This is a genomic window from Rahnella sp. JUb53 (assembly GCF_004346065.1).
Lineage (GTDB): Bacteria > Pseudomonadota > Gammaproteobacteria > Enterobacterales > Enterobacteriaceae > Rahnella > Rahnella variigena.
In genome coordinates, this window is record NZ_SLYT01000002.1 from 152355 (window position 1) to 176080 (window position 23726).

General features: G+C 51.4%; 26 protein-coding genes and 1 pseudogene. 4 read left to right on the top strand and 23 right to left on the bottom strand.

Features of this window, described 5'->3' with window-relative positions:
• Positions 1-20 precede the first annotated feature (20 nt).
• From EC840_RS05230 to EC840_RS05245, 4 genes and pseudogenes are all read left to right on the top strand, one after another.
• Positions 21-638 carry a TetR/AcrR family transcriptional regulator gene (locus tag EC840_RS05230; RefSeq protein ID WP_132964224.1) on the top strand — a complete coding sequence of 206 codons (618 nt, stop codon included), beginning with the start codon at positions 21-23 and terminating at the stop codon, positions 636-638.
• Positions 639-709: 71 nt separating this feature from the next.
• The gene (locus EC840_RS05235) at positions 710-1621 is read left to right on the top strand and encodes an alpha/beta hydrolase (RefSeq protein WP_243701033.1); all 912 of its coding nucleotides are present in this window, start codon (positions 710-712) and stop codon (positions 1619-1621) included.
• 139 nt (positions 1622-1760) lie between these two features.
• A pseudogene (locus EC840_RS05240) lies at positions 1761-2348 on the top strand (MFS transporter); the annotation flags it as partial.
• Positions 2349-2725: 377 nt separating this feature from the next.
• Positions 2726-3457, top strand: a complete 732-nt coding sequence (locus tag EC840_RS05245; protein ID WP_132964228.1) for an SOS response-associated peptidase family protein — start codon at positions 2726-2728, stop codon at positions 3455-3457.
• Here EC840_RS05245 and EC840_RS05250 read toward each other — a convergent pair.
• The 23 genes from EC840_RS05250 to EC840_RS05355 all read right to left on the bottom strand — a co-directional run bounded on the left by EC840_RS05250 (position 3429) and on the right by EC840_RS05355 (position 23703).
• On the bottom strand, positions 3429-4694 hold the full coding sequence (locus EC840_RS05250) for a Y-family DNA polymerase (protein ID WP_132964230.1): 1266 nt from the start codon (positions 4692-4694) through the stop codon (positions 3429-3431). The two genes, EC840_RS05245 and EC840_RS05250, sit on opposite strands and share 29 nt — an antisense overlap.
• Positions 4694-5116 (bottom strand): translesion error-prone DNA polymerase V autoproteolytic subunit, encoded by a 423-nt coding sequence (gene umuD, locus EC840_RS05255; RefSeq protein ID WP_120163646.1) that lies wholly within the window; start codon positions 5114-5116, stop codon positions 4694-4696. Before umuD ends, EC840_RS05250 begins: the two co-directional genes overlap by 1 nt.
• Before the next feature lie 642 nt (positions 5117-5758).
• The gene (locus EC840_RS05260; RefSeq protein WP_132964232.1) at positions 5759-5953 is read right to left on the bottom strand and encodes a hypothetical protein; all 195 of its coding nucleotides are present in this window, start codon (positions 5951-5953) and stop codon (positions 5759-5761) included.
• Positions 5954-6040: 87 nt separating this feature from the next.
• A complete protein-coding gene (locus tag EC840_RS05265) occupies positions 6041-7333 on the bottom strand; it encodes a tail fiber domain-containing protein (RefSeq protein WP_132964234.1) in 1293 nt (430 codons plus the stop codon).
• A gap of 56 nt (positions 7334-7389) precedes the next feature.
• Complete coding sequence (locus EC840_RS05270) at positions 7390-7626, bottom strand: cor protein (RefSeq protein ID WP_132964236.1); 237 nt, start codon at positions 7624-7626, stop codon at positions 7390-7392.
• A gap of 124 nt (positions 7627-7750) precedes the next feature.
• Positions 7751-8419 (bottom strand): hypothetical protein, encoded by a 669-nt coding sequence (locus EC840_RS05275; RefSeq protein WP_132964238.1) that lies wholly within the window; start codon positions 8417-8419, stop codon positions 7751-7753.
• A complete protein-coding gene (locus EC840_RS05280; protein WP_132964240.1) occupies positions 8419-8733 on the bottom strand; it encodes a hypothetical protein in 315 nt (104 codons plus the stop codon). The genes EC840_RS05275 and EC840_RS05280 overlap by 1 nt, the downstream gene beginning before the upstream one ends.
• On the bottom strand, positions 8733-11945 hold the full coding sequence (locus tag EC840_RS05285) for a host specificity protein J (RefSeq protein ID WP_132964241.1): 3213 nt from the start codon (positions 11943-11945) through the stop codon (positions 8733-8735). Before EC840_RS05285 ends, EC840_RS05280 begins: the two co-directional genes overlap by 1 nt.
• Before the next feature lie 288 nt (positions 11946-12233).
• A complete protein-coding gene (locus EC840_RS25245; protein ID WP_165929009.1) occupies positions 12234-12398 on the bottom strand; it encodes a hypothetical protein in 165 nt (54 codons plus the stop codon).
• 30 nt (positions 12399-12428) lie between these two features.
• On the bottom strand, positions 12429-13046 hold the full coding sequence (locus EC840_RS05290) for a tail assembly protein (protein ID WP_119822344.1): 618 nt from the start codon (positions 13044-13046) through the stop codon (positions 12429-12431).
• The gene (locus tag EC840_RS05295; protein WP_119822343.1) at positions 13039-13758 is read right to left on the bottom strand and encodes a C40 family peptidase; all 720 of its coding nucleotides are present in this window, start codon (positions 13756-13758) and stop codon (positions 13039-13041) included. Before EC840_RS05295 ends, EC840_RS05290 begins: the two co-directional genes overlap by 8 nt.
• Positions 13759-13760: 2 nt before the next feature.
• On the bottom strand, positions 13761-14498 hold the full coding sequence (locus EC840_RS05300) for a phage minor tail protein L (RefSeq protein WP_119822342.1): 738 nt from the start codon (positions 14496-14498) through the stop codon (positions 13761-13763).
• A 61-nt stretch (positions 14499-14559) separates the two neighbouring features.
• On the bottom strand, positions 14560-14901 hold the full coding sequence (locus EC840_RS05305; RefSeq protein ID WP_132964243.1) for a hypothetical protein: 342 nt from the start codon (positions 14899-14901) through the stop codon (positions 14560-14562).
• 202 nt (positions 14902-15103) lie between these two features.
• A complete protein-coding gene (locus EC840_RS05310) occupies positions 15104-15442 on the bottom strand; it encodes a phage tail protein (protein ID WP_132964246.1) in 339 nt (112 codons plus the stop codon).
• A complete protein-coding gene (locus EC840_RS05315) occupies positions 15442-18576 on the bottom strand; it encodes a phage tail tape measure protein (RefSeq protein WP_132964248.1) in 3135 nt (1044 codons plus the stop codon). Before EC840_RS05315 ends, EC840_RS05310 begins: the two co-directional genes overlap by 1 nt.
• Positions 18560-18832: a phage tail assembly protein T gene (locus EC840_RS05320; RefSeq protein WP_243701019.1), complete on the bottom strand. Its 273-nt coding sequence runs from the start codon at positions 18830-18832 to the stop codon at positions 18560-18562. Before EC840_RS05320 ends, EC840_RS05315 begins: the two co-directional genes overlap by 17 nt.
• 50 nt (positions 18833-18882) lie before the next feature.
• Positions 18883-19314 carry a phage minor tail protein G gene (locus EC840_RS05325; RefSeq protein ID WP_119822337.1) on the bottom strand — a complete coding sequence of 144 codons (432 nt, stop codon included), beginning with the start codon at positions 19312-19314 and terminating at the stop codon, positions 18883-18885.
• Between the two features lie 10 nt (positions 19315-19324).
• The gene (locus EC840_RS05330; protein WP_132964250.1) at positions 19325-20068 is read right to left on the bottom strand and encodes a phage tail protein; all 744 of its coding nucleotides are present in this window, start codon (positions 20066-20068) and stop codon (positions 19325-19327) included.
• 9 nt (positions 20069-20077) lie between these two features.
• A complete protein-coding gene (locus EC840_RS05335) occupies positions 20078-20479 on the bottom strand; it encodes a phage minor tail U family protein (RefSeq protein WP_132964252.1) in 402 nt (133 codons plus the stop codon).
• Positions 20476-21054, bottom strand: coding sequence for a phage tail protein (locus tag EC840_RS05340; protein ID WP_132964254.1), 579 nt, complete (start codon positions 21052-21054; stop codon positions 20476-20478). Before EC840_RS05340 ends, EC840_RS05335 begins: the two co-directional genes overlap by 4 nt.
• A gap of 11 nt (positions 21055-21065) precedes the next feature.
• Entirely contained in the window at positions 21066-21341 is a 276-nt protein-coding gene (locus tag EC840_RS05345) for a DNA breaking-rejoining protein (protein ID WP_119822333.1), read from the bottom strand.
• Positions 21334-21660, bottom strand: a complete 327-nt coding sequence (locus tag EC840_RS05350; RefSeq protein ID WP_119822332.1) for a capsid cement protein — start codon at positions 21658-21660, stop codon at positions 21334-21336. Before EC840_RS05350 ends, EC840_RS05345 begins: the two co-directional genes overlap by 8 nt.
• Positions 21661-21744: 84 nt before the next feature.
• A complete protein-coding gene (locus EC840_RS05355; protein WP_132964796.1) occupies positions 21745-23703 on the bottom strand; it encodes a ClpP-like prohead protease/major capsid protein fusion protein in 1959 nt (652 codons plus the stop codon).
• Between the last annotated feature and the right edge of the window lie 23 nt (positions 23704-23726).

Genomic DNA, 23726 nt, shown 5'->3' on the forward strand with positions numbered 1-23726 from the left:
TAGGAAATTAACGTTTCCTAATGGTGGCGACTCCTGTGCAACCTTCCCCTTCCAGAGAACGCGGACGCCCGCGTGAGTTCGACACCAGTCTGGCGCTGGATAACGCCATGACGGTATTTCGTGAGAAAGGCTTTCATGCCGCATCTGTCAGCGACCTGAGTCGGGCGATGAACCTGACGGCGGGCAGCATCTACAAGGCTTTCACTGATAAACGAACTCTGTTTCTCAACGTTTTTGAGCGCTATACCTCACTGCGCAATGCCCAGCTGCGCCAGCAGATTGAGAGCGTCACGACCGGGCGCGAACGTATTGCCCAGGTGCTGCGCTTTTACCTTAAATCTTCGCATGAAATTGAAGGCCGCCGCGGTTGTCTGGTTGTCGCCGGCACTGTTGAGTTACTGACCTTCGATGATGAAGTTGCCGGGCTGGTTCGTCAGGCGATTACCCGCAATAAAGCGTTCCTGATTTCGTTGATCGAACTGGGGCAACGTGACGGTTCAGTCTCAACGGCCATTGATGCACAAGCCGCGTCAACCCTGATGCTTTATATCGTGCTGGGAATGCGTGTTGCCGGCAAAGTTGAAAACAATCCGGATGCTGACTCCACGCTGGAACTGGCGCTAAAAATCCTCGATTAAAATTTTTTTGCCATTTAGGAAATAAACATTTCCTAATAAACTTTAACAGGAGAAATATCATGAATCAGAATATGCCTTCCACTCCCGTTGCCACCGCGCTTTTCGGTATACCCGATCCAACACTAAAAGGATTTCATCACCATTACGCCACAGTGGATGGCGTGCGAATACATTACGTTTGTGGCGGAAATCCTGACGGCGAGGTTTTACTTCTGCTGGCCGGTTTCCCGCAGAGCTGGTTTGCATGGCGTCACGTTATGCAGGATCTGAAGGATACTTTCTGGCTGGTGGCCCCTGATTTGCCGGGTCAGGGCGACTCCGACCGGCCAGAAACCGGCTACGACACACAGAGTCTGGCGCAGAAAACCCACGAGCTGATGCAGTCTCTTGGACATACACGCTATCTTCTGGTCGCCCACGATGTCGGTGCCTGGGTGGCTTATCCGTATGCCGCGCTCTACCCGAATGAAGTGAAACGACTGGCGCTGCTCGATGCCGGGATCCCCGGAATTACCTTACCGGATGCGCTACCGGTCACGCCGGATAAATCATGGAAAACCTGGCACTTTGCGTTTCATACCCTGCCCGATTTACCTGAAGCATTGATTACCGGCAACGAACGGATCTATCTGGACTGGTTTTTACGCAGAAAAACGGCAGCGCCTGATGCCTTTACGGACGAAGACATCAGCGAGTATTTGCGCGTTTTCCTCAAAAGCGGCGGGTTGCGCGCCGGACTGGCGTATTACCGTTCAGTCACGGTTTCCGCTGAGCAGAACCGGAAGCTGAACAGTCAGGGAAAATTGCAGATGCCGCTGCTGGCGGTAAGTGCCGATCAGGGTTCTATCCCGGATATGGCCGTACCGCTGCGCGATTTTGCTGAAAACGTCACCGGAATTATTATCGCCAACAGCGGGCATTTTATTCCCGAGGAGCAACCAGAGGCGCTTGCACGCGAACTGCACACTTTCTTCACAATGTGATAGGGAGATTTGTTGAATTTTTTATGGTAAAACGGCCGATAAGATTGTTTGTTAATTATTTGTATCCACAATAATTGCCGGGCTAACTTGTCGCATGCGACCAGCAGACACGGCATCTTTCATTTTTCAGGGATTTGTCATGTCATCTTCTTCCGGTAATCCGGATTCACTGTTACAGCACCGCTCGTTTGTGGCGTTCTGGATAGCCCGCGCGGCCTCCAGTTTTGGTTTCCAGATGCTTTCCATTGTGGTGAGCTGGCAAATCTACTCGATTACCGGAAGGGCGTTTGATCTGGGGCTGATCGGGCTGGTGCAGTTTTTCCCCTCTGTCGCGCTGGCGCTGGTCGCCGGACACGTGGCGGATCAGTTTGACCGCCGCCGCGTGGTCTTGCTCGGACAAGTCGCCGAATGGGTGGCGATTGCCGCCCTGGCGTATTTATCGCTGACACATCACGTCAACGAAGTCATTATCCTCGGCCTGATTTTTATCATTTCGACCGCCAAAGCCATGGAAGCGCCGTCTTTACAGTCGATGCTTCCGGCACTGGTGCCGCCGCATTTACTGGCACGGGCAATGGCCGCTAACAGTGTTTCAGGTCAGGCGGCGTCTATGGTGGGTCCGGCGCTCGGCGGTTTTATGTATGTCGCCGGAGCCGGCGTCGCTTACTCGGTGTGCGCCTGTCTTTATCTGTTATCGATTGTGATGGTCAGCCGTTTACGTTACGAGTACATGCTTAAAATATTTACTTTGTTTATAAAAAACAGTGTATTAAGTGTGTTTTTCTTGCGCTTTTTCAGTCGCACGCAGTGTATATCTCATGCTATTTAGATCAACCACTTACATTTCGTTTTGGGGAAGGTTTTTCCCTCTATCTCTCTTTTCCGCGCATTCCATATGACGCAGCAGCAGCAGCGCAAAGAAATATTTTAACTTTCTGATTAGCAAAGCAAATACATCTGTTTCTGCAATTTTTAACTTGTGAAAGGTGGTGTTTATAACTGCATGAATTTACGAATAATATAATTAGTTGTGCAGAAGGACTGACTACCCCATCAAGTTATCTTCAAGGTCTATACTTATGATCCACCAATGGAGGATTTTATATGTGCGGACGTTTCACTCAGTACGAACCCCGATCTCATTACATTGAAGTTCTCTCGCCTGATAAAGAGTTCGCCAGCAGCATCGATGATATACCGCTCGACCGTTACAACGTCGCACCCGGTTCACGCGTCCTTTTGCTCAATCAGCGCCACGATAAAATATTTCTCGATCCTGTTAACTGGGGATATCAACCTGGCTGGGCGAAAGAATCAAAGCGGCCACCGATGATCAATGCGCGTGTTGAAACGGTGGCAACGAGCAGGATGTTTAAACCGCTATTCGAGCATGGGCGTGCATTAGTAATGGCGGATGGCTGGTACGAATGGAAGAAAGACCAATCTAACGCTAAGATCAAACAGCCGTACTTCATCTACCATAAATCACATGTCCCGCTGTTCTTAGCGGCCATAAGCCAGTATCACCCTGACGCAGCCGAAACGCCGAAGGATGATGGCTTTGTAATCGTGACCGCTGCTAGTGATGAGGGACTGCTCGATATCCATGACAGACGCCCGCTCGTTCTTGACCGCACGCAGGCGCTGGAGTGGCTGGATGGTGACACTCTACCAGAACGCGCATTGGAAATAGCCGAGAAGGAGTCCGTGCCGTCTTCAAAATTCACCTGGCATCCAGTTATGCAAAAGGTCGGCAGCATTCGGAACAACGGGCCTGAGTTGATAAAACCGATAAATGACCCACAGGTTAGACTTTCACGCGCATCAAATCACTGAAGCGCGTGGTATAGGCTGGTGAGAGCATCTGACGTTTCATCTCCCAACTCTTTTGAATACCTTGCCCCGCAAACCAGACTCGTCCTTTTCCACTGTGGTTGATACCATCGAGAACAGCCATGAGCTGCTCACTATTTGTACGTGGCTTGTACTCATCGAATAGGCCCAGTTGTGCCACCCCTTGGCTATAGAAGTCACCCAGCATCACTCCACATTTTTGAAACCGGTGGCCATCTTGCCAGATTGCATCCAGGCACTGCGTGGCAGCGGCTACTATATCGCGGCTGTCTTGAGTAGGTATCTGCAGTTTTGTACCTGCAGTTTTGCCGTAATACAGTTCATTCATAGCGAACGGGCTGGTTTTGACGAATGCTGAAATATGGCGACAGTACTGGCGCTCACCGCGAAGCTTCTCTGCTGCCCGCACTGCATGGCTGCAGATAGCTTCACGCATCAGGTCATATTCGCTAACGCGGTCACCAAATGAACGAGAGCAGACGATCTGCTGTTTGGTTGGCGCAAATTCTTCGAGTTCTAAACATGGCTCCCCACGTAATTCCCTCACGGTTCGCTCTAATACAATATTAAAGTGTTTTCGTATCAGCGGCGTCGGAGTGTCTGCCAACTGCAACGCAGTTTTAATGCCCATATCATTAAGTTTTTTGGAAATGCGCCTGCCAACTCCCCACACATCCCCAACTTCCACCAATGCCATCAGCTTACGCTGCCTGGCAAGTAGAGACAGATCAACCACACCGCCGGTCTTTGTCCATTTCTTTGCAGCATGGTTAGCTAGTTTGGCTAGGGTCTTAGTCGGTGCAATTCCAACACCTACGGTCAAACCAGTCCACCGAAGAACCTTAGCCCTCACCTCGCGTCCAAACTCTTCCAGATTCTGGCAATTACTAACCCCTTGCAGGTTCATAAATGCCTCATCAATTGAGTAAACCTCTACGGCTGGCGACATTTCTTCCAACACCGTCATCACCCTCGAACTCATGTCTGCATACAGCGCGTAATTGCTGCTAAAGGTCACTATCTTGTGACGTTCAAAGAGATCACGCATCTTAAAGAACGGGTCCCCCATCTTAATTCCTAGTTTCTTCGCTTCTGTACTGCGAGCAATTACGCAACCGTCATTGTTGCTAAGAACAACCACTGGCCGCCCTTTCAAATCAGGACGAAACACAGTCTCGCAGCTGGCATAGAAGCTGTTCACATCGGCAAGGGCAAACATTACTGGAACCCATTAATACTGAAAGTGACGACTCCAAACACTTCAAGTTCATCGCCACCGTCATGAAGAACGATCGGCGGGAAATCTGGATTCATTGGCACAAGCTGAACAACTGGATGAGTGCAGAGACGCTTCACGGTGTACTCACCAGCCAATGATGCAATGATGATATCTCCATGCTTAGCCTGCAGGCTTCGGTCAACAACAAGTAAAGACCCTTCGTAGATTCCAGCATCGACCATCGACATGCCTGTCGCCATCACGAAGTATGTAGCTGCGGGATGATTTACACAAAGCTCATTTAAATCAATACCTTTCTCAATGTAGTCCTGTGCTGGTGAGGGGAAACCTGCTTGCACTTTGTCTTGGAAGAAAGGTATCAGAAGCTTCAATGGGTCTGGTATTGGGTAAAAGATGTTCATATAACAACCTCACAAAATACTGTTTATACATACAGTATAATCACGTGTTCTTGTGATTGTGAAGGGTAGACTGCGGGTAAATTCTTAGAGGGCTGATCTGCAAAGCAATAAAAAGCGCCGGTGCCGTCGGGGCATTGAAAGAAGAATTCCAGAAAAGGCTTGATGATCATTACCCGGGCGCGATCTTCGCAGCTCGGCGTGTTCATCGCCGAGCAATTACATGATAATAAAATTAGTTAATTAACTATCCCGGCAATGAGCCGGTTTTTTGTGCCTGTGATCTGGATATTTTTAGCATTCGAACTACTATCTGATCAGCTGTCATAAGAACAGCAAGCCTGCCAAGGCCTAAAATTTTCTTTCCTTGAATAGCCCACCTTATACGTGGGTTCTTTTTACCCATTGATAGCTTTTTCTTCGCCCTGGACTAAAATTGAAAATGGATGGCGTGACTACCTTCCAGTACTAAGTAATGTTGATACCTTGATTTTAGCCCGCCGTTAACGCGGGCTTTTTTTAACTACGAAACTAAAGATACTTAAGCTAAATTTATTTCATGAACTATTGTTAACAAAGGAGTAACTCTCCTGTTCCGAACTAAATTTTGTGTTGATTCACTGGCCCTCTTTTCGAGGGCTTTTTTTATGATTTACCTATCAGCAGGTCAATAGCTTTCCAAAACCTATCCTTGTGATGCAGATGAACCACCTTTTGGTGCTTTTGCTCCAACTGAGTAATGATTGTTTCGACGCTTACTATCTTGCCGTCTTCAAGTACGGTAATCACTGCCTCACCAATTTCCTGCCGTATTAGAGAATCTTCTTCATCTGTAATCATAAGCACCTCGAAGTAGTTTTCGTGAGCCTAGCATAGGATGACTTTAAATAGGGCAATTTGGTGCGACTGTTTGATAAGGGAAGGAAGTTATGAAGATAATTCCTTCCCATCGTTGTTTTCAGGCAGGTCGGTATCTGTAAAATCAGTATCAGCCGGCATTTCATCGAGCGTTTTGCCACCAAAGATTTTTTGTTCTGCCGTAAGCGGTACCGGGGGAACAATAGAAGCTTTGTATTCTGCAATTTTAGAACGCGCAGCATCGGGATCATTCAGCGCCAAATCCAATAATTCGAAGAGACTTGTGATGGCATTGCCGTGTGCGGCGGCTGCGAAGCCAGCGGTATTTAGTCCCTTGAAATCCTCAATGACTCTACCGTTACCGAATTCTTTCTTACCTACATTAATTACAGCGCAATCTGCAAATCTCTCAACATCCTGTGCAATAACACCAATTTCTCGGGCACCATCTTGCTTGTCGTAAGTCACTGTCCGGCAACTCAGTGTTGCCACAAGACCTTGGGTGAAATCAGTAATGTTGCCCTTGAATCGTTCATCGGAACCGCCGACCCATTGCCCATCGCAAGTACCATTCCCATTATCGTAAAATCCGAAAACATGAGGTGTCGTGTTCCAGGTAACGAATCGCGTAATTATATTATTTGGCGTCCCGACAATATCAACGGTCATATATTGGTTAGAATTTAACGTAGCCTGACCTAGATAATTAATGCCGGAGGAATTTGTACTCGCGGGGCCACTAATAATAGATGGCGCAGTTGTTGAGCTGTTGATGGTGGCAGTCATAGTTCCGCCCGTGGTGGCCAACGCCCCGATATTACCCGGTGTTATCCCGAGAGCACTACGAGCTGCTGCTGCCGTATTACCTCCAGTTCCTCCCTGGGCAATCGACAATGCAGTCGTCAGCCCTGACAGTGATTTTATGTCACTGTTTGCACCGCTCGCGGCTTTACCAGAAAGGGATGTAGTAATACTGCTCCATGCCGGGCCTGTATATGTCGAACCATCAGGTAGCGTAACCGTGATCGTACCCGTTCCGCTAAACACTTGCTGCCAGTTGGCCTTATCCAGATTTAAACCGCGGATAGCTTTGGCCACGTCGGCTGCGACCTGCGCTGTTATACCAACCAATGTTGCATTCGGTACCGCAGTCCATGCATTGCCTGTAGCGGTCGGTCCACCAAAAGCGGTGACCAGAGTTAATGCAGTAGGTGAGGTTATTGCTTTCACACCCAGTGAGTAAGTGACGCCGCCTACTATAACGACTACGAAGTCACCCGCTTTTAAATCGGTGGTGAATGCCGTTCCGGTACCAGCAACTGCTGCTGAATTGTTAGTTAATGCGATTGTGCCTGCTGACATGCTTTTCTCCGGGCATAAAAAAACCCGCCGAAGCGGGTTCATGTGAAATAGTGTGGTTATTTATCGCACGTTGTGCTGATGAAATTCGTCTTATTTACCCAGCGCCAGCCGAATGGATCACCTGCTTTATACTGGGTTTGGCTGGCTACCTTACGAACGCCATAAATCTGCACATTGGTTTCCTGCCCTGCGACCAGCGCAACGCCAGCACAAACGGGATCCTGCTTTTCAAGCATTCCTGCACAACCGGAAACCATCAAAGCAATGGCAAGAACCATTAAAATATTCTTCATGTTTATGTCCCTATCAACGTAGATAAAAAGACATTAACAATGAAAATTGAGCGGGGATAATTGGTTATATAGATCAATATATTGATATTGATCGTTTAAAACGATCGTTATCGTTATTTATTGATTAATAACGTGAAACATCAATTGCGAATATCTGATCGCGCGAGTTTGAATAGCCGACATTGTGTAACTCTTCACCAGGCGCATCGCGCTGACCGGCCCTGATGCGAGTAGAAGAACCGTCGTAGTATGCTGAAGTATCAATGGGAGAAGACCACGGGCGTGGCTGGGTGGTGCCCATAACGCCCACCACAACACCCACCACTCTGGGCAACACGGCCCATTTCCCACTGACAGTTTTATCAACCAAATACCCGATGTCGGTTGTAGAACCTATGGTCCCGTACCCAACCGGTGGATTCATCACCTTAGTTTCATTGGTCAAAATGCACTGCCCCGCAGCATTCCAGATGGCAACTCCCCATTTAGGCAGCGGTTGCGGTATGACGTATCCAAAAATGTAAATGGTGACAGTTCCCGGACTGCCGCCGGTCCCCGCAACCTTATAATTCAGGGTATAAGTGGAATCGACCTTTCTGATATAGAACAGCACATTGCCCACTGTTGCGTGACAGGCGATAATGAAAGGTGACGATGAGTTTACTGGCAAGTTATATGACCCAGCCGAAGTTGGATTTAAAACTATTTTCTGAACAAGACACATCGGTGTCGTATCTGGAGTAATCCACGGATTACCATACTGGTCGGTAAATAGTGCGCCCCAAGTTGCCATTATGCTTTTACCAAATAAATGATTAACCAACATTCATCAGCGGTATATGTCCCAGCTGAATAGTCGCCATTCGCATCACTAATCGATATCGTTCCGCCTGACCCCGTGATTTTCCGGCGTGATCCGGAATAAGCATCTCCTGTTATTGGGGACTGGATTGCTTCAACACGAAACCCTGACGGGACGGTATAGGAGTACGTGCCGGAAACCTGCCCGGCACTTAAATACACGGTTGCCACAACCAACACCGGCACGATACCGGTGTTATTAGGGTTACCGTTCGCATCCCAGGTCTGTATTCCCCAATCTGCCATCAGAACACTCCCGTGATTTTGCCAAACTGAGCACGAAGCACCCCGTTCTCGTCCTTGGTACTGTAAGTGGTGTTGGTTTGCTTGGTTGCGCCCCCGCCATCACTTCCGTAGTTCTGCATTGTGCCATCTTTGTTCCATTGCCAACCTGAGACTCCAGCTACAAAGTTATTCGACTGAATGTAATCTCCAATCATCGCATTGGTGATCCAACCATTCCCGATAAAACCCTGAGAGATGAAGACCTGGCCGTTTTGTACCGTGAAAGGAGAATAAATGTTGTTGCCACTGCCACTGGCAATCACAAATTTATCGGCGTTGATGGCGACACGCGTATCAACGGTTGAGCCATTTATAGTGACCGCAACGGAGAGCCCAGCGTCATAATTAACGCCACCATATTTCAGGCCGGTTTTCAGCGTGTAGATAGCTGAGCCGCCCGATGCATCTGCATAGGCGGTAAACTTCTCCTGAAGTGCCGCTTCTGTTTCGGCGAACTGAGCCACCACATCCGTCTCAAGCTGAGCCACAGAACTTTCAGCGTTAGCAGCCACTTTTTGCGCCTGGATGATCCCCGCCCTGTTGTCGCCGTACTGCGCCCATTGCTGGTTAGCCGTATCGTAAGTCGCAAGGATATCCTGTAAGAGGGCTTCAGGACTGGTTTGCAGCGGAGTTAAAAGCGCCTTACCATCTTCCGAATTCATGAAATCTTCGATAACAGTCCCGAGAATATCATCGGCATCCGCATTACTTGCCCCGCCAACAAAACCAGTCCAGTCACCGGTATTTCCGATACGATCGACAAGCCGCGCCCGGTACCAGCGACGCACGCCGGCAGGCATAGGCCCGTGCTGATAACTCACTCCCGGATAAGGAACGTTTGCAAGAAACTGCGGGTTAATGCCGTCAGCGGTCGTGGCCACCTGTATTTCAGTGTAAGCCGTGTCTCCGGCGCCAGCGGGGAAAGCCCACTGAACGTTGATATTCCAGACCACATTTTCTGAAGCAATCAGATTCACCGGCGTGCCGGGTTTACCGACCTTCCCTGTCAGGTTAGTAGATTCCGCATACCCCCACGGTGATGAAACATCACCGGCGTTAACCGCCCTCACACGCACGTCATACAGCCCGGAGTAAATGCCCTGGACGCTAAATCCCTGCGCGCTGGTCTGACTGACGTTAATCCAGTCGCCGTTATCTTTGCGCCACTGGGCCTGATAGCGGATAGCGCCGTCAACCTTATCCCATGCAGCATTCAGGCTCGCGACGGTCAGCCCCTGAACCACATAGCTGCTTTCGCTGATTACCACGTTTCGCGGGGCGTTCATGACGTTCACCGGCGTCACGGTGACCGGCGGGGAGTCAATGCGCACACCATCATCGATATAGCGGTACTTCGTCGGATCGTGCTCGATGCCTGACACCGTAAAGGTACCGTCATCATTAGCCAGCACCGACGTGACGCGGTAGTACTGAATCGCCAGGCTGTCACTGTCGATAGCCCAAACACCACCGGCGACCGGATTGATTGTCCAGTTAGTATTCACGGTGACGGTGCGTTTATCTGCACTGATGCTGCCAATAGTTCGCACCTGGCCGGTACCGTCAGGAAGGTTTATGACAAGACGATCACCGGCTTTGTATTCTATCTCCCGGTCAAGTTTGACGTTCCGGCCATCTATGGCACTGATACGGCCGCCGTTTTCTTTTCCGGCAAAGAACGGATCCGCTACGCCAATGATGGAGGCAGGAAGCGGGATATGGCCGTCTAGCCCCACCCCGAACGAAATTGAGCCATCTTTCGCGTTGGACAACAACGCCCAGCGTCCGCGGCGGTGTGCCTCGCTCTGCGAGGTGCAACCAATGGCAGTGAGCTGCATTTCCTGTACGTCATATCGCGCCACCAGATCTGAGTCATAAACCGTTTCGACGGTGTCGCTGTAATGGTTTTGCTGGTCTGAATAGCTGACCTGACAGGACGAATAGCGGTTTTTGTACGAACCGCCTGCGCGTGTAAACAGGCCGCTGACCACGTTTGATGCGTGATAAACGTAATCCGGGTCAACATTACCTTCTGCGTCCACCTGCGGCACGTCAGCATTGACGAAGATTTCGTTATTTCCCCAGAACGTGATCCCCCGGAAAATGGCCGCAATATCCTTGAGCACGGTATAGGCGTCCTGCTGACTCTGAATATAAACGTCGCAGGTAAAGCGGGGTTCAGTGCCGCCGGCTCCGTCAGACACTTTTTCGTCGCAGTATTGCGCGATAGCGTACAACTCCCACCGGTCAATCATGGTGGCATCGACACGGTTTCCCATGCCAAAGATTTTGTTCAGCACCAGATCATAAAATATCCATGCCGGGTTATTCGTCCATGCCCAGACAAATTCGCCGTTCCACGAACCGCTGTATTCACGGGTTGCCGGGTTGTAATTCGACGGCACACGAATTTTACGGCCTTTCGGCTTGCAGGTAATTTTTGGAGCAGCACCATTAAACTGCTGTGCGTCCACCTCAACAAAGAGAAGTGCTGTGTTGGGATAGCGTAACTTGCTGTCAATGACCTCGGCGTAAGAGAACACCTTGAATGCATTAATCAGGCTCTGCGAGGTTGAATCCGGCGTGATGCGCCGCACGCGCACTGCCCAGCCGGTGTTTGCACGGGGTAGATTTATACGGTGGTCACGCTGGTATTCGGATGTTGTCTTACCGGTGAATGAGGTGTTTACCACCGTCTGCCACGCGGCGCCGTCCGTGGACAGGTCAATAGCATACTCAGTGGACGTCCCCACACGATCGCCATTATCTTTATATAGCACCTGAACAGGCAGGCTCAGTTTGATTCGCACGGCATCAAGCTGAAGGTTGCTGAGTTGGCGCGTCCACGGCGTGTTTTGCTTTACCTCAATACCCACCGCGAGCTCGTTATCAATTTCCGGCATGCCCTGAATGTACGTCTGATCCTGTGAGCCTGGGCGAAAATCCCATACGACGCCGGTAAAGTTATAGCTGCCGTCCTGGTTCGCCAGTGGTGTGTCATTCAGGAAAATTTGCTGCGCGGTCAGGTCACCCTGAATCTCCCCTTCGGCAATGGCCAGCAGCATTTTCAGCTTCGCTGTGGACAGCAGGTCATCTGGCTGTTCTACGGGCGTGTGCGCTTTTGCTGAGCCGCCCTTACTGCCCTGTATTGTTTCACCTTGGAGAAGTCGCATATTTCACCTGTAAAAAAGGCCGCACAAGGCGGCCGTGAGTTGATGACTGATCGAATATCAGGATGTTGCTGATTTACCGATAGAGATATGGTGAGTATTCAGCCCGGACATGTTTGGAGCATGACCGTCATTCACTGGAGGGATGGCTGATTAACTCCGTGTAAGGAAATTAAATGGATATTCAAACGACTGCCACTGATGATGGCAGAATAATTGCTCTTCAGGTTGCCTTTTCAGCTCTGGTAGAACTGATTGGTCGGGATAATGCCACCCTACATAAAAACTTAATTAGCTTTCTTGAGAGGACTGGAATGGACCCAGTGAATAATCGCTCGTCGGCGGCTTTTCATGAGTTAATTCAGATAATCCAAGCCATGGAAGATAGACGCGAATAGTGCCATCGGGGTTATAGACCATAGCCCCACCTTTGGCATCTTTAATAATCACATTCATACATAACTCCTGCCTTTCGGCGTTAATTAATTATTGCTGATCGCTGGTAAAACTACCCGCGCTGATAATGGCACCGCCAATTTCGCGCTGACCATAAAACACGGCGACCGGATAACCCATTGCCACCGTGTTCACCGGGGAACCAAACGCGTAGTTAGGTTTGTTATCTGTACTTGAAGAGGATCCGACGTTAAATTGTGGCTGTGGGGTCAACATACTCACTACACCACCTAACGTCATGGACAGCCCGATCCCGGTAAGTACTGTAGTAGCGGACATGGCGCCAGCACTCAAAGCAGCACCCCATGCCGCCATTGACGCGCCCGCGGTAAAGAATGCGGCCACCAAAGCCACGGCCCCAATAACAATCTGTAGCGTGCCGGCGCGTTTGGAACCCTTGGGGATGGATTGCATGGTGAACTCGTCAGCCGTAGAAGACATATCGAATTCCTGAATACCGATGTTGATGTCTTCGCGGTAAAAAGCAAAGGTTACGCCATCGTGATGTGCGGTGGCCATGTACTTACGAAACCCCGGAATCTGTGAACACATGGCGCGCAACATTTCGCGCAGGTCTTGTACATGAAAGCGGTGAATTCGGCCAAACTTCTTCGCTGCAGCACCTTTCAGAATCATTGTTTTAAGCATGCATTCGCTCCCTGTGTCGCACCGCCCGCACCAGACGTTCGCGCCAGTAGTTCCCGAGCGGTACGCGCGTGGAAAGTTGGCCGGAATTGTGGTGCAACATCTGATTATCGCCGAGATAAATTCCGGCGTGGTTAGTCACGGGCGCGCCAGCCTGAAACATCAGCATGTCGCCCGTCTGCATTTCGCTGACCGGCACCTCAATAAAGCCCTCATTCTGCCAGTTGTCGTCATAAAGGCTTTCCTTCCCACCTTCCCACCACTCGTAAGGTACCGACCAGTTGCGCAGGACAATGCCATATTCCCGCTTGTACCAGTCCATGATGAGTGACCAGCAGTCGGCGTGCCCCAGCACCCAGACGCGGCCGGTATAATCACGCTCACCGCGCGGACACAGTGTGCACCAGTCACCGTCCGGCCAGGACATAATCCCCCATTCCAGCCCGGAGTGATCGCACTGAATACGGTCAGTTTCAGACGGGACGAGGTAAGCCACATCAGGATGTGAATGCACGACCATCAGCACATCCCCTCGCTGCTGTGCAGTGAGATAATCAGCGGTGTGCATCACAAAATCTTCCTGCGGTTTTTCTGCCACATTCCGGCACGGGACGTATTTTTGACTGTTTCCCTCCTGAATAATCACGCCGCAGGCTTCATTCGGATACTCTGCCGCCACGTGTTCCCTGATAGCGTTAAGCAGTTTTTCGCGCATTATTATTTCCCCTGAAGGTTCGCCCCCGGAAAGCCCCCGAAAGAAAGAGGATTGCCTTTACCAAAACGGTCTTCACAGTCCCGCCGTCTGCCGCCGCACTGGTCTTTTGACGGGTCGTTCGTCGGTGTGCCATCCTTGGCAAAGTAATTTGTGTCGTTATAGTCACACCCGGTTCCCGACCGGTAGAGTCCGCGCATGCACCAGGTGCACAAAGGGGTGATTTGCCTAGAAGGCAGTTGCAGGCTCTGCACGTCAAAAGGTGAGCACAGCTCAAAATCAACCTGAATGCGCGTCTCCGCCGTTTTGGCATTCACATAGAAAAGCTGGACACGCTCTTCACGCGGGTTGGCATCCGGGTTGCCCTGTTGCCAGTTTGCCGCATCAAGGTACTTCAGCAGTGTGGTATGAATTTTTACCTTCGCTTTCACCATGTCCTGATACTGGATACAGAGGGCGGTGACGTAGTTGCCCACGTTACCGACAGACAGCGACGGGGTGGGCTGAGCTCCTGTACTCGATAACTCAAGACCCTTGACTTCGTAAGGGTGGGGATCATACTCATTACCCTGCCAGATAATGGAAGGAAGATGTTCGACCGCAAAACTCTTCCAGCCGGGCGAGCTGATGTTATAAGCATGAAAACGCAAAATTTTATCCAAACCGAATGCTGTACCGTCAATCTCCACCAACTGGATAAGACTGCCTGGCTCAAGCTGCTGAATATCCTGATTAAAGCTCATATTTACTCCGGGCAATAAAAAACCCGCTCAATGGCGGGTTTATAAGTATTCATTAATATCGCTACAAACAAGACTTTATTCCGGAAATTCTCTTTTCTTTTCCATTCGTAATATCCAAAGAACCACGAAGGGAATAGAATTTAATTAGTGTTCTTCCATTATCACTATAGACATCAACATTATCACCTGACGCCAGCACGCTGTAATACATTCCGGTTTTCTGTTGTAAAATTGCTGACATAAGAGGGGTATTTTGCCATGCAGCAAGAATACACTGCTGGACATCAGAGGCGTCTCTTGATGTAGAAAATAATGCCTCTGGTTTTTGGTCTTCTCTGTAATTGTATGGGTTTACACATCCCGTAAGTCCAAGCGCCAGCACTGCTAAAAGCATTTTTTTCATCAATCTCCCCTTAATAATTAGAAGAATGATAGCAGCGAAGTTATGCATGGCAACGCAAAAAACCTCCGATGAGGAGTAGTTGCCTGCGTAAGCCTCCACGACTTCTTCGCCAGATACTCCTAAGCAACCCGTTCTTAACCTTCGCGGGCGACGCCCAACTATTCCTTAACGGCTGGACAGAACTGAAAATCTGTCATGTATTTTATGGGGCAAACGCCTGCTCAAAGGTGAAAGACAACGTTGCCTTATCACCTGCTGGAAATGACACCGCTACGGAATCATTTTTAACACGGTAGAGTTTCTTTTCGCCCCAGGGATTGGTCCACCAGAATGAGGAGACGACGTGACTGAGTAAAAATGCCCGAAGTGTCGCCGCCTCAGCACGTTTCCCAGTCCAGTCGAGATCCCATGTTTCAGCAGTGTTGTTGATGCCAATCCCCGACACCTGCTTATAACCATCACCGAACTGTGCCTGTAACGTACTGACGTTATGGGACCCCTGTGCCGTTTTGCGGGTTCGCCAGTTGAAACTGTCCGTCATCATCGACCTCCTTTGTAAAGTAAGCCGCCCGGCCCCATCTCTTTTTTAAACCGGTCAGTTAGCACAGTCTGTACAATGCCCTGCAGCTGTTTTGCAGTGCTGGTGGCGTTAGCACTGTTAACAGTGCCATTATCGCCCTGCTGCGTAACCGTGACCGGCGCGTAAACGCTTATCCCACCCAGACCTTGACCGGCTACACTGCCTCCGCCCACCAGACCGCCCGTGGCATAACCGCGCATCAGACGATAGAGATTAGTTACACCGATTCGGCTGGTTGATTCTTTTGTGAAAACAAATTCTCCACGGTGAACAACACCGGCAGGCTCATACTTGCCGCCGTGCCCGGTATAGCCGCCAACATCATAGCCCGACGGGCGGAACGACGGTACCGCAAATGATTGTCCTGTCGATGAAGTTTTAGACCCACCACTTAACCAGCCCATAGCAGACTGGATGGCGTAGGCCACCAGCAGCTGGTTGATTACGGAGACAATCATTTTAAGTATCGAGCTGGTGAAGTCTTTGAAACTCGCCTTTCCGGTTGTCGTCAGACTGGTCAGCTGCCCCGCCAGCCCGCTGAACGTGGCCTGCGAAATCTGCTGTACCGAGCTAAAGACGTTCGTTGCTGAATCCTGATACTCAGCCCAGCCCTGTTTCGCACCGGCCAACCAGTTCGCACGCAGGGCATCTTCCGCCTCGAACGTTGCCCTTTGTTCTTCGAGTACTTTTTGCTGCGCCTGCGGATTATACGAATAGCTTTCACTGAGACGCTGAAGCGTGGTTTGTCGTCCGGCCTCACGAGTGGATACCCCCCTGGACTGCGCCTGCAAACCCGCCCGAGCCGCTGTTTGTTGCTGTTCAAACTTTGCGGCCTGATCCGCAAGTTGGTTCAGCTTTTGCTGACTGGCGACCTTATCACCCAGATCGGCCAGTTGCCGTTTGTACTCGAGCGTTTCATCCTTGTGCGCCAGCAGTGATTTTTCCTGAGCCGTGAGCTGGCGTCGCCCAGCAGCCTCCTGCAGTACGGTGAATTGATTTTCAGCCTGCCACAGATCCTGCCGTTGCTTACTGATAACATCGTTTACGCTGGTATGCTGCTCAAGCGTCTTTAGCTGTGCCCGAAGCGTAAGCAGTTCAGCCTGCGACTTTTCTTCTGCTCTTTCACCTGCCGGAGTGGTATAGCTTTTACCTTTCGGTGTTTTGGGGTCCTTCCACTGTTTTTCAATGCCAGCCCTTGCCGCAGCAATGTCCTTTTCAGTCCACCGTGTGGCGATGCCGTCTTTCGCATCCTGCCGGTTTTTCTCAATAAGCTGATTAAGCTTTTTCTCTGCCGTTGCGCGCTTTTCTGCTGCCGCTTCGCCGGAATCGACCAGCTGGTTAAACTGTTGCTGGTTTCGGATAGCCTGACTCTGCTGGTCAGTGCGCATTTTTTCCCGTGCGCTGGCGAGCCCTTCCTGCGCATATTGCTGATCGGCGAGATCGTAAGCCTGCTTTTTAAGCTCTACCTGCTGACGCGCGTTTCTCAGCCTCTCCGCATCAGCTTTCTGAAGAAAGTTGTTGCCGGAGTAATCCGGGTCAACGTTGAGATTATCCGACAGCAGACGGTATTGTTTTTCAGCTGCCTGCCAGTCAGCGAAGGTGTCCTGGCGTTTCATCGCCGTATCGGGATTTCGCCCGACGCCAAGCATGGCATCCCATGCACCGGAAGCGGAATTTTTTACCCAGTTCCAGGCCTTTTCGAGCGAGCCAAGATTATCCTCGACCGCACTAGCGCGTTGAATGACCGCATCTGAATACGCCTGCATGGCAATCTCTGCTGCTTTCTGCGTATCACCCAGCGCCTGAGCAGAAGTAATCTGCTCATATTGGGTGGCCGTCAGAAAATGCAGGGAATCGTTGAGCGTTGCGACGGCGTTAACCGGATCATCTTTCAGGCGTTTAAACTGATTAATGGTTTCGTCGACCGCCTGCCCGGTGGCCTGCTGGAGTCTGGCTGCAACATTGCTCACCATGCTGACATCGTTACCGCTGAATGCACCGCTTCCCACGACCTGCGCCAGCACACCAGCAGCAGCGTGTTGGGTTAAGCCGTTACCCGCCAGCGAGCGAGCCAACACCTGAAGTTGTCCTGACGTTTTACCCGCGTAATTCCCTGTGAGAATTAGCTGTTTGTTAAACTCCTCTGACTCTTTACTGCCGTCATACCAGGCTTTACCCAGGCCAAGAACCGCCGCACCAATCCCTCCAACCACACCCGCGATGCCCAACCCACGCAAAGTCAAAAGCTGATCAATCCATCCGGCGCGATTGGCAAGGGTAATACCGGAGCCACGCAGCGCACCAAAGTTTCCTCTGGCGACTTCACCAATCAGGATACCGATCTCGCGACGTGCTGCCGAACTTTGTAAACCCAACCCGTGCGTGGCGACTTTAGCCGCCTCAAGCTTACGGATGTAAACCTCTGCCGCATCGCTGGCCCCGACCTGCGCTGCTTTCATGCGCAACAGTTCAGTGCCCGAAAGTTTTTGCTCAACAACTTGTTGCTTCAGCTGAGTAAGGAAACGCGTTCGCGCGGCTGATGCTTTGTCCTCCACGACCTGCAGCTCTTTTTGCCTGGCCGCTGTGTGCGAAATAAGCGCGAGGTAATCCTGCTGGGTTATGTTCCCCTGTGCCCTCGCCGCACGTAAACGCGTTTGTACGTTGGTGAGTGACTGCGTTTCGCCGCTGAGCTGACGAACGCCATCTATCTGACGAAAGAATGACGCAGCGAGTTCATCCTGCCGCTTTGCAAGCGCCGCAGCCTGGCCGTCATTCTCGCGCATGCGCTGATTGAGTTCAGTTACGCGCCGGTGCGTTTCATCAACAGATTTTGATACGCTCAGCCAATCCTTAGTGAGCCCTTCCGTTGCGGCACCCTGTCGGGATTTCATTTCGGCAGCGGCAGCGGCGCTGGCGTCACCCACACTTTTGAGTGAGGCACTTTGCAGATCTGCAGCACGTTGCATTCGCGCCTGAACTTTATCTGACTCGTTCGCTACACCAGTCAGTTGCCCCTTAATCCGGGCTACCTGCTCGCTGAAGGTCGCACTATCAACATCAAGATTGATGACCAGGTCGCTAATCTGCTGGGCCATATCGGGTACCTCCTGTGATCCCCTCAGCTGCGGTCATCAGCGTGTCATCGTCCGGTTCGTCTTCACTAATGACATTCCCGGAAGGAGAAAGCAGGCTGAAATGTGCGGGGGTAAGTTCCGGATCGCGGAAGAAGAGTGTGGAGATGGAATAAAGCAGCCCGGAGAAATGCGCATCGAGCTGAGCGTCCTGAAAATAATGCTCCCGATAGAACTGGTGCCAGTCGCCCAGCTCAGTGGAAGTCATTCCAGCCAGCATGGCGCGCCAGTCGGGCCGTCCAAACTCGCGCGCCAGATTCAGGATAAACTTTAGCTCGCTGGCAAGGGCTTTTCCGCAGTAACAGGCTCTGCCTTTTCGGTTCCGTCTGCGTCTTCTGAATCTTCGCCGTCAGAACCCTCTATCGGAACAAGCATGCCGGAGAGCAGTTTAATCTGCATTTCGGCTTTACCGATCGCCTCCGGCGGCCAGCTGTTCAGAACCTGCTGATACAATGTATCAACGTCTGTACCTGTCGGATCGTTATGCCACAATGACATTGCGATCAGACGTGCACCGCAGCGAATATTCGAACCAATCAGCCTGGCCGTCATTTCCTGATCGCTGATCCCTTCACTGTCTACGCTGACCGTTTTTTCTTCCTGAGCCATAAAGGTCAGGAACTCAATTCGCTGAAGCGCAGACAGTTCGAAGAGGGTTGCAGACTCGCCGTTATAACTGAAATTTTCTTTTTTAAGAAACATGATCTACTCCTTATGCGGCGGTCACGGTGACTTTACAGACTGCAACGAAGTTTCCGTCACTGGTCATAACAATAATGTCAGCAGAGCCTGCCGCCACGCCGGTCACGGTGATCACATTGCCGTTCACCGATACGCTCGCTTTTGTCCCGTCGGAGGTGGCCACACGGAATGACTTATCTGACGCACTGGCAGGATTAACCGTCACGTTGAGCGTGGTTGCCGCGGCTGCAGCGACACTTGCGGTCGCTTTATCGAGCGTTACGCCCGTGACTGGGATATTCGGGGTGCCGCTCTCCTCAGCAAGCTCCGGCTTACCTGTGTTGGTAATTTTCGCTGTACGGGTGATGACTTCTTTTGCAGGGATCGCTTTACCCAGGCTACTGCACCAGCCGCGAAAAACGTCAACAGTGCCGTTGGGGTATTTGATTTTGTAATAGCGAACTGAGCCATCAATAAACCATGCGACCAGGTCTTTCTGTCCCTCTTCACCGGGCTTCCATGCGAGTGTGAAAGAGGTATCACCTGCAGATTTTGCCCCCTGAGCGGTAGCATTCCAGTCCGCGTCTTCATCGTCCAGATAAGTATCATCGTAGGACTCCGCAGTCATCTCACCCGGAGTGAGGTCCTTGATTTTAGCAAGGCGGTTCCAGTCAATATCTGAGAGCGGGTTAGCAAAAGCATTACCCGATCCGGTGTACAACCAGAGCGTTGTCCCTGCACCTTTAACCGGCGCCAGTGGATTTGGAGTAGGCATAAAAAATCCTTACATTGAATAAGTGAGGGAATAGGACAGATCAACCGAACCCCACGTGGCCATTTCGTCATCACGCTGATAGTCATAGCCCTGCGGTGTAATGGTTTCGATTAAGTCAGCCAAGGCAGGTATAGACGCCATCGAGGGATAGACTTTTTCCTCCATCCAGGCATCAAGTGCGCTGTCTGGGTTTACTGCTTTCAGAAAAACTTCAACGTGCAACACGGCCTGCCAGCTGTCTTCATCCAGCGTGTCGCCGGTGTACTCGGCATCCGACAGATACACTGCAACGGCCGGCAAATCTTGCTCTTCAAGAAAAACGGGCCGTCCGTCGAACCAGGTCACTGGATCAGTAATATCGCCTCGCAGCTTCGCCAGCACGGCCGCTCGGATAGCGCTGTGTTTATTCATCGCTTCAGGTGGATCCTTAGTTGATTTTTCAGGGCAGAAGACAGCTCTTTCGGCATATCACTCTCAATCAGTCCTTTGGATATCGTGGTAAACGCCTCAGTCAGCGGGACATCCAGAGGCACTTTCACCACGTCAATGGGATAACGAGCCTGTCCCACGCGGCGCATGACCTGCCAACGGCCATTAGCGAGTTGTTGAATAAAAGCGTTTCGGAAGGTGTAGGGACCCACTTTTAGGACGCTTCCATGCCCGTTTTTTGCGCCCTTACGCCGTGATAACCGTGTCCGGGCGGCGCCCAGTTTGATAGCAGGAAGGTTGCCACGGTTGATTTTAATCGAGGCGATCAGGCGATCAGGTTTGGCTTTCCTGAGCTTTGCCCGTTGTCGCACCAGGCGAACCGGCAAACCTTTCTTACGGTTATCATCTACCGTCGCCTCTTTCGCTACTTTGCGACTCCCGTGACTTATCGTTCGGCCCGCTACACGATTCAGAGCCTTAGCCGTCGCGTCCGGTACAATCCATCGGCTCAGGCTGTTCAGGTTTTCAATCGCTTTTTCTAACCCTTTTACCGACATTGCTCGCCCTCCTACTCCAGCCAGATTTGAGGTTTACCGTTAAACAACTGATGACGGGTGACAATGTAACTTTCTCCCTGATAAACCACCTGATCGTTACGGTGCGGACGGTAATCGGGTGAGAAAACCACGACAGACAAGCCGTCACCGCTCACCGGCCCCATCTCAGGCAGAAAATGGCTTTCAACACCGATAAACACGGCGCTATTGATTACCACCTCCCGTCCAAACCGCGCGGTCGTTACCGCATCCATCCGCGCTGCCAACGCATCAAAGGCGTTAGCCATTGATTTTCACTTCAACAAAAGTGCTGCCCGCACCGGCGGCTTCCCAGGCAATACCCGCAGCGACCGCATCCGCAGAGGCCAGCTGAATTTCGCCGTCCGCGATAAACACTTTTGTGCCTGCGGGAATGACATCGGCGGAAACTTTCGGCAGCAGGAACACCCCTTCAGCCATACCCTCGCCGGTTTCATTTGGCGCAATGTCCACCAGTGATACAACCAGCAGGGAACCCATTACTACGGGGTCGCCGCTGACGATTGCGGCTGAGCCGGTATTAGTAATGGAAATCGTCTGACCTTCCTGCACAAAATTCTTAGCCATTGGAAAACTCCAGACGCCCCGGAAGGGGCGAATTTTAGGTATAAAAAAAGCCCTTACGGGCATTCGGAGAAAGCGGAAGTATGATTACTGTCCGGAGGATTTCACCAGACCGCGGTAATCGAGCGGCGCAACGCCAGCATCAATGCGCACTTTCGTTGCAATACCGTCAGAACTGAATCCTTCCTGCTGATCGATGTAAGGCAATTCGACGCCGTTGAGATAAGCTACTTCAATGGTGTCCATACCCTGTGCAGCTGCCAGGTACCAGGATTTGGTACTGTTGTCATCCAGACGCGGTTCACCGATCACCGTCGCAAAGTTCTGGATCGGGTTGATAATACCGGCATTAACGTCGGCACCTTTCACGCTGGCAGATTTGATGGTCTGGTTTGCCACGGTTTCGAGGGCGGTTGGCACCAGCAGGAATGCCGGACGGATATTCAGGGTGCGACCGGTGGTTGGCTCTTTCTGAACACGCATCAGCTGGCGGCCCGCATCAAGGTTCGTGACGTCAATGGCACCGGTTGCCAGGTTTTTATGATCGCTACTGAACAACGCCTTGCCGTCTGATAATTTCGGGTTACCGGTCAGCACGGCATACACCAGATCGCCGATGGTGGCTTTTGCGGCGCGGCCCATCTTCATCGGTACATCGGTCAGCTGGTTCAGATCGTCGTTGATGATGGCCTGACGGGTAATGGAGAAAATTTCACCATAGGTGGCCAGCGCAATGGTTTCGCTGTTATCTGTCGTCGTGACGTATTTGTATTCCGCCCCTTCGCGTACCTTACGCAGTGACGGGAAGCCACCCAGCCCGACGCGGTGCGCCGTTTTAAAGTCAGAGAGCTGCCCTTTCTTCGTCCAGGCTTCAAATGTCTCCTGTGACTCTTCCCAGCCTTGCAGCAGAGATTTGTTCGCCACATCCAGCAGAATATTGCCAAAATCAGAGGTGGTGTGCGTCATCGCCAGTCCCACCATCTGCATCGGGTTATAAGCCGCAACGCCCACCCCGCGCTCGGTCAGCGACATGCGCGCATATTCGCGCAGGGTCATGCCGTTATACACGTTGTCGTTCTGGCGGTCTTCGAAGCCTGCGCGCGCCATCAGCGCCTGACGGATCCCATCGCCGGTGAAATTCCCGTTTCCGGCATGAATGTGCGCATTGTTTCCGTTTTTATTGGACGGGCTGGCATCTTTCCCCAGCATGACCAGCAGTTTGTCCTTGGCCTGATCGACCGTACAGTCGATATCTTCAATGCATGACGCCTGTAATTCCTGATGGCGGCCCCCAAACATGGCGAACAGGTCTTTGATCCCCGTGACGCGCTGTTTCTGCGCGGCGATGACCTGATTGCGGATGGTATTTTCATCCAGTGCCGCGGGGACAGGAACCGCCGCAGGCGCTGGGGCTGGTTGCGGATTAGCCGGTGCCTGAGTGGTCGCTTTCGGCTTGGTGATCATGTTTTTCAGTGCGTTTGGCATAGCGTCGAATTCCTCGATACGTTTTGAATTAATGCGGGCCATTGCCTGCACCGCGGTAGAAATCTGGTCAGCAAAACCGTGCTCAAGACACTCCTGAGCGGTCATCCACGTTTCCTCACCCAGCAACAGGGCAAGTTCGTCAGAAGATTTACCGGTTTTTTTGGCATAGGACGGGATCAGCACGGCTTCGACCTTATCCAGCAGGTCGGCATAGTCGCGCATGTCGTTGGCATCACCGCCGGTTATCCCCCAGGGCTTGTGGATCATCATCATCGCGTTTTCAGGCATGATGATGGGATTACCCACCATGGCAATCACCGAGGCCATTGAAGCGGCAAGGCCGTCGATGTACACGGTTTTGCTTGCCGTATGACTGTTTAGCAGGTTGTAAATGGCAATGCCGTCAAAGACGTCTCCGCCCGGCGAGTGGATATGTAAGTTGATATGGTCCAGATCGCCCAGCGCTTTCATGCTGCTGGCGAACTGACGGGCGGTCACGCCCCAGTAACCAATCTCGTCATAAATATAAATATCAGCAGTCTTGTCACCGCTGGCCTTCATGCGGAACCAGCTTTTGTCCCCTG

Excerpts from the sequence above, each read along its gene's own strand:
- EC840_RS05230 (WP_132964224.1), top strand. The coding sequence starts at position 21 with ATGGTGGCGACTCCTGTGCAACCTTCCCCTTCCAGAGAACGCGGACGC.
- EC840_RS05235 (WP_243701033.1), top strand. The coding sequence starts at position 710 with ATGCCTTCCACTCCCGTTGCCACCGCGCTTTTCGGTATACCCGATCCA.
- EC840_RS05245 (WP_132964228.1), top strand. The coding sequence starts at position 2,726 with ATGTGCGGACGTTTCACTCAGTACGAACCCCGATCTCATTACATTGAA.
- EC840_RS05250 (WP_132964230.1), bottom strand. The coding sequence starts at position 4,694 with ATGTTTGCCCTTGCCGATGTGAACAGCTTCTATGCCAGCTGCGAGACT.
- umuD (WP_120163646.1), bottom strand. The coding sequence starts at position 5,116 with ATGAACATCTTTTACCCAATACCAGACCCATTGAAGCTTCTGATACCT.
- EC840_RS05260 (WP_132964232.1), bottom strand. The coding sequence starts at position 5,953 with ATGATTACAGATGAAGAAGATTCTCTAATACGGCAGGAAATTGGTGAG.
- EC840_RS05265 (WP_132964234.1), bottom strand. The coding sequence starts at position 7,333 with ATGTCAGCAGGCACAATCGCATTAACTAACAATTCAGCAGCAGTTGCT.
- EC840_RS05270 (WP_132964236.1), bottom strand. The coding sequence starts at position 7,626 with ATGAAGAATATTTTAATGGTTCTTGCCATTGCTTTGATGGTTTCCGGT.
- EC840_RS05275 (WP_132964238.1), bottom strand. The coding sequence starts at position 8,419 with ATGGCAACTTGGGGCGCACTATTTACCGACCAGTATGGTAATCCGTGG.
- EC840_RS05280 (WP_132964240.1), bottom strand. The coding sequence starts at position 8,733 with ATGGCAGATTGGGGAATACAGACCTGGGATGCGAACGGTAACCCTAAT.
- EC840_RS05285 (WP_132964241.1), bottom strand. The coding sequence starts at position 11,945 with ATGCGACTTCTCCAAGGTGAAACAATACAGGGCAGTAAGGGCGGCTCA.
- EC840_RS25245 (WP_165929009.1), bottom strand. The coding sequence starts at position 12,398 with ATGAATGTGATTATTAAAGATGCCAAAGGTGGGGCTATGGTCTATAAC.
- EC840_RS05290 (WP_119822344.1), bottom strand. The coding sequence starts at position 13,046 with ATGCTTAAAACAATGATTCTGAAAGGTGCTGCAGCGAAGAAGTTTGGC.
- EC840_RS05295 (WP_119822343.1), bottom strand. The coding sequence starts at position 13,758 with ATGCGCGAAAAACTGCTTAACGCTATCAGGGAACACGTGGCGGCAGAG.
- EC840_RS05300 (WP_119822342.1), bottom strand. The coding sequence starts at position 14,498 with ATGAGCTTTAATCAGGATATTCAGCAGCTTGAGCCAGGCAGTCTTATC.
- EC840_RS05305 (WP_132964243.1), bottom strand. The coding sequence starts at position 14,901 with ATGAAAAAAATGCTTTTAGCAGTGCTGGCGCTTGGACTTACGGGATGT.
- EC840_RS05310 (WP_132964246.1), bottom strand. The coding sequence starts at position 15,442 with ATGACGGACAGTTTCAACTGGCGAACCCGCAAAACGGCACAGGGGTCC.
- EC840_RS05315 (WP_132964248.1), bottom strand. The coding sequence starts at position 18,576 with ATGGCCCAGCAGATTAGCGACCTGGTCATCAATCTTGATGTTGATAGT.
- EC840_RS05320 (WP_243701019.1), bottom strand. The coding sequence starts at position 18,832 with ATGCTGGCTGGAATGACTTCCACTGAGCTGGGCGACTGGCACCAGTTC.
- EC840_RS05325 (WP_119822337.1), bottom strand. The coding sequence starts at position 19,314 with ATGTTTCTTAAAAAAGAAAATTTCAGTTATAACGGCGAGTCTGCAACC.
- EC840_RS05330 (WP_132964250.1), bottom strand. The coding sequence starts at position 20,068 with ATGCCTACTCCAAATCCACTGGCGCCGGTTAAAGGTGCAGGGACAACG.
- EC840_RS05335 (WP_132964252.1), bottom strand. The coding sequence starts at position 20,479 with ATGAATAAACACAGCGCTATCCGAGCGGCCGTGCTGGCGAAGCTGCGA.
- EC840_RS05340 (WP_132964254.1), bottom strand. The coding sequence starts at position 21,054 with ATGTCGGTAAAAGGGTTAGAAAAAGCGATTGAAAACCTGAACAGCCTG.
- EC840_RS05345 (WP_119822333.1), bottom strand. The coding sequence starts at position 21,341 with ATGGCTAACGCCTTTGATGCGTTGGCAGCGCGGATGGATGCGGTAACG.
- EC840_RS05350 (WP_119822332.1), bottom strand. The coding sequence starts at position 21,660 with ATGGCTAAGAATTTTGTGCAGGAAGGTCAGACGATTTCCATTACTAAT.
- EC840_RS05355 (WP_132964796.1), bottom strand. The coding sequence starts at position 23,703 with ATGAAGGCCAGCGGTGACAAGACTGCTGATATTTATATTTATGACGAG.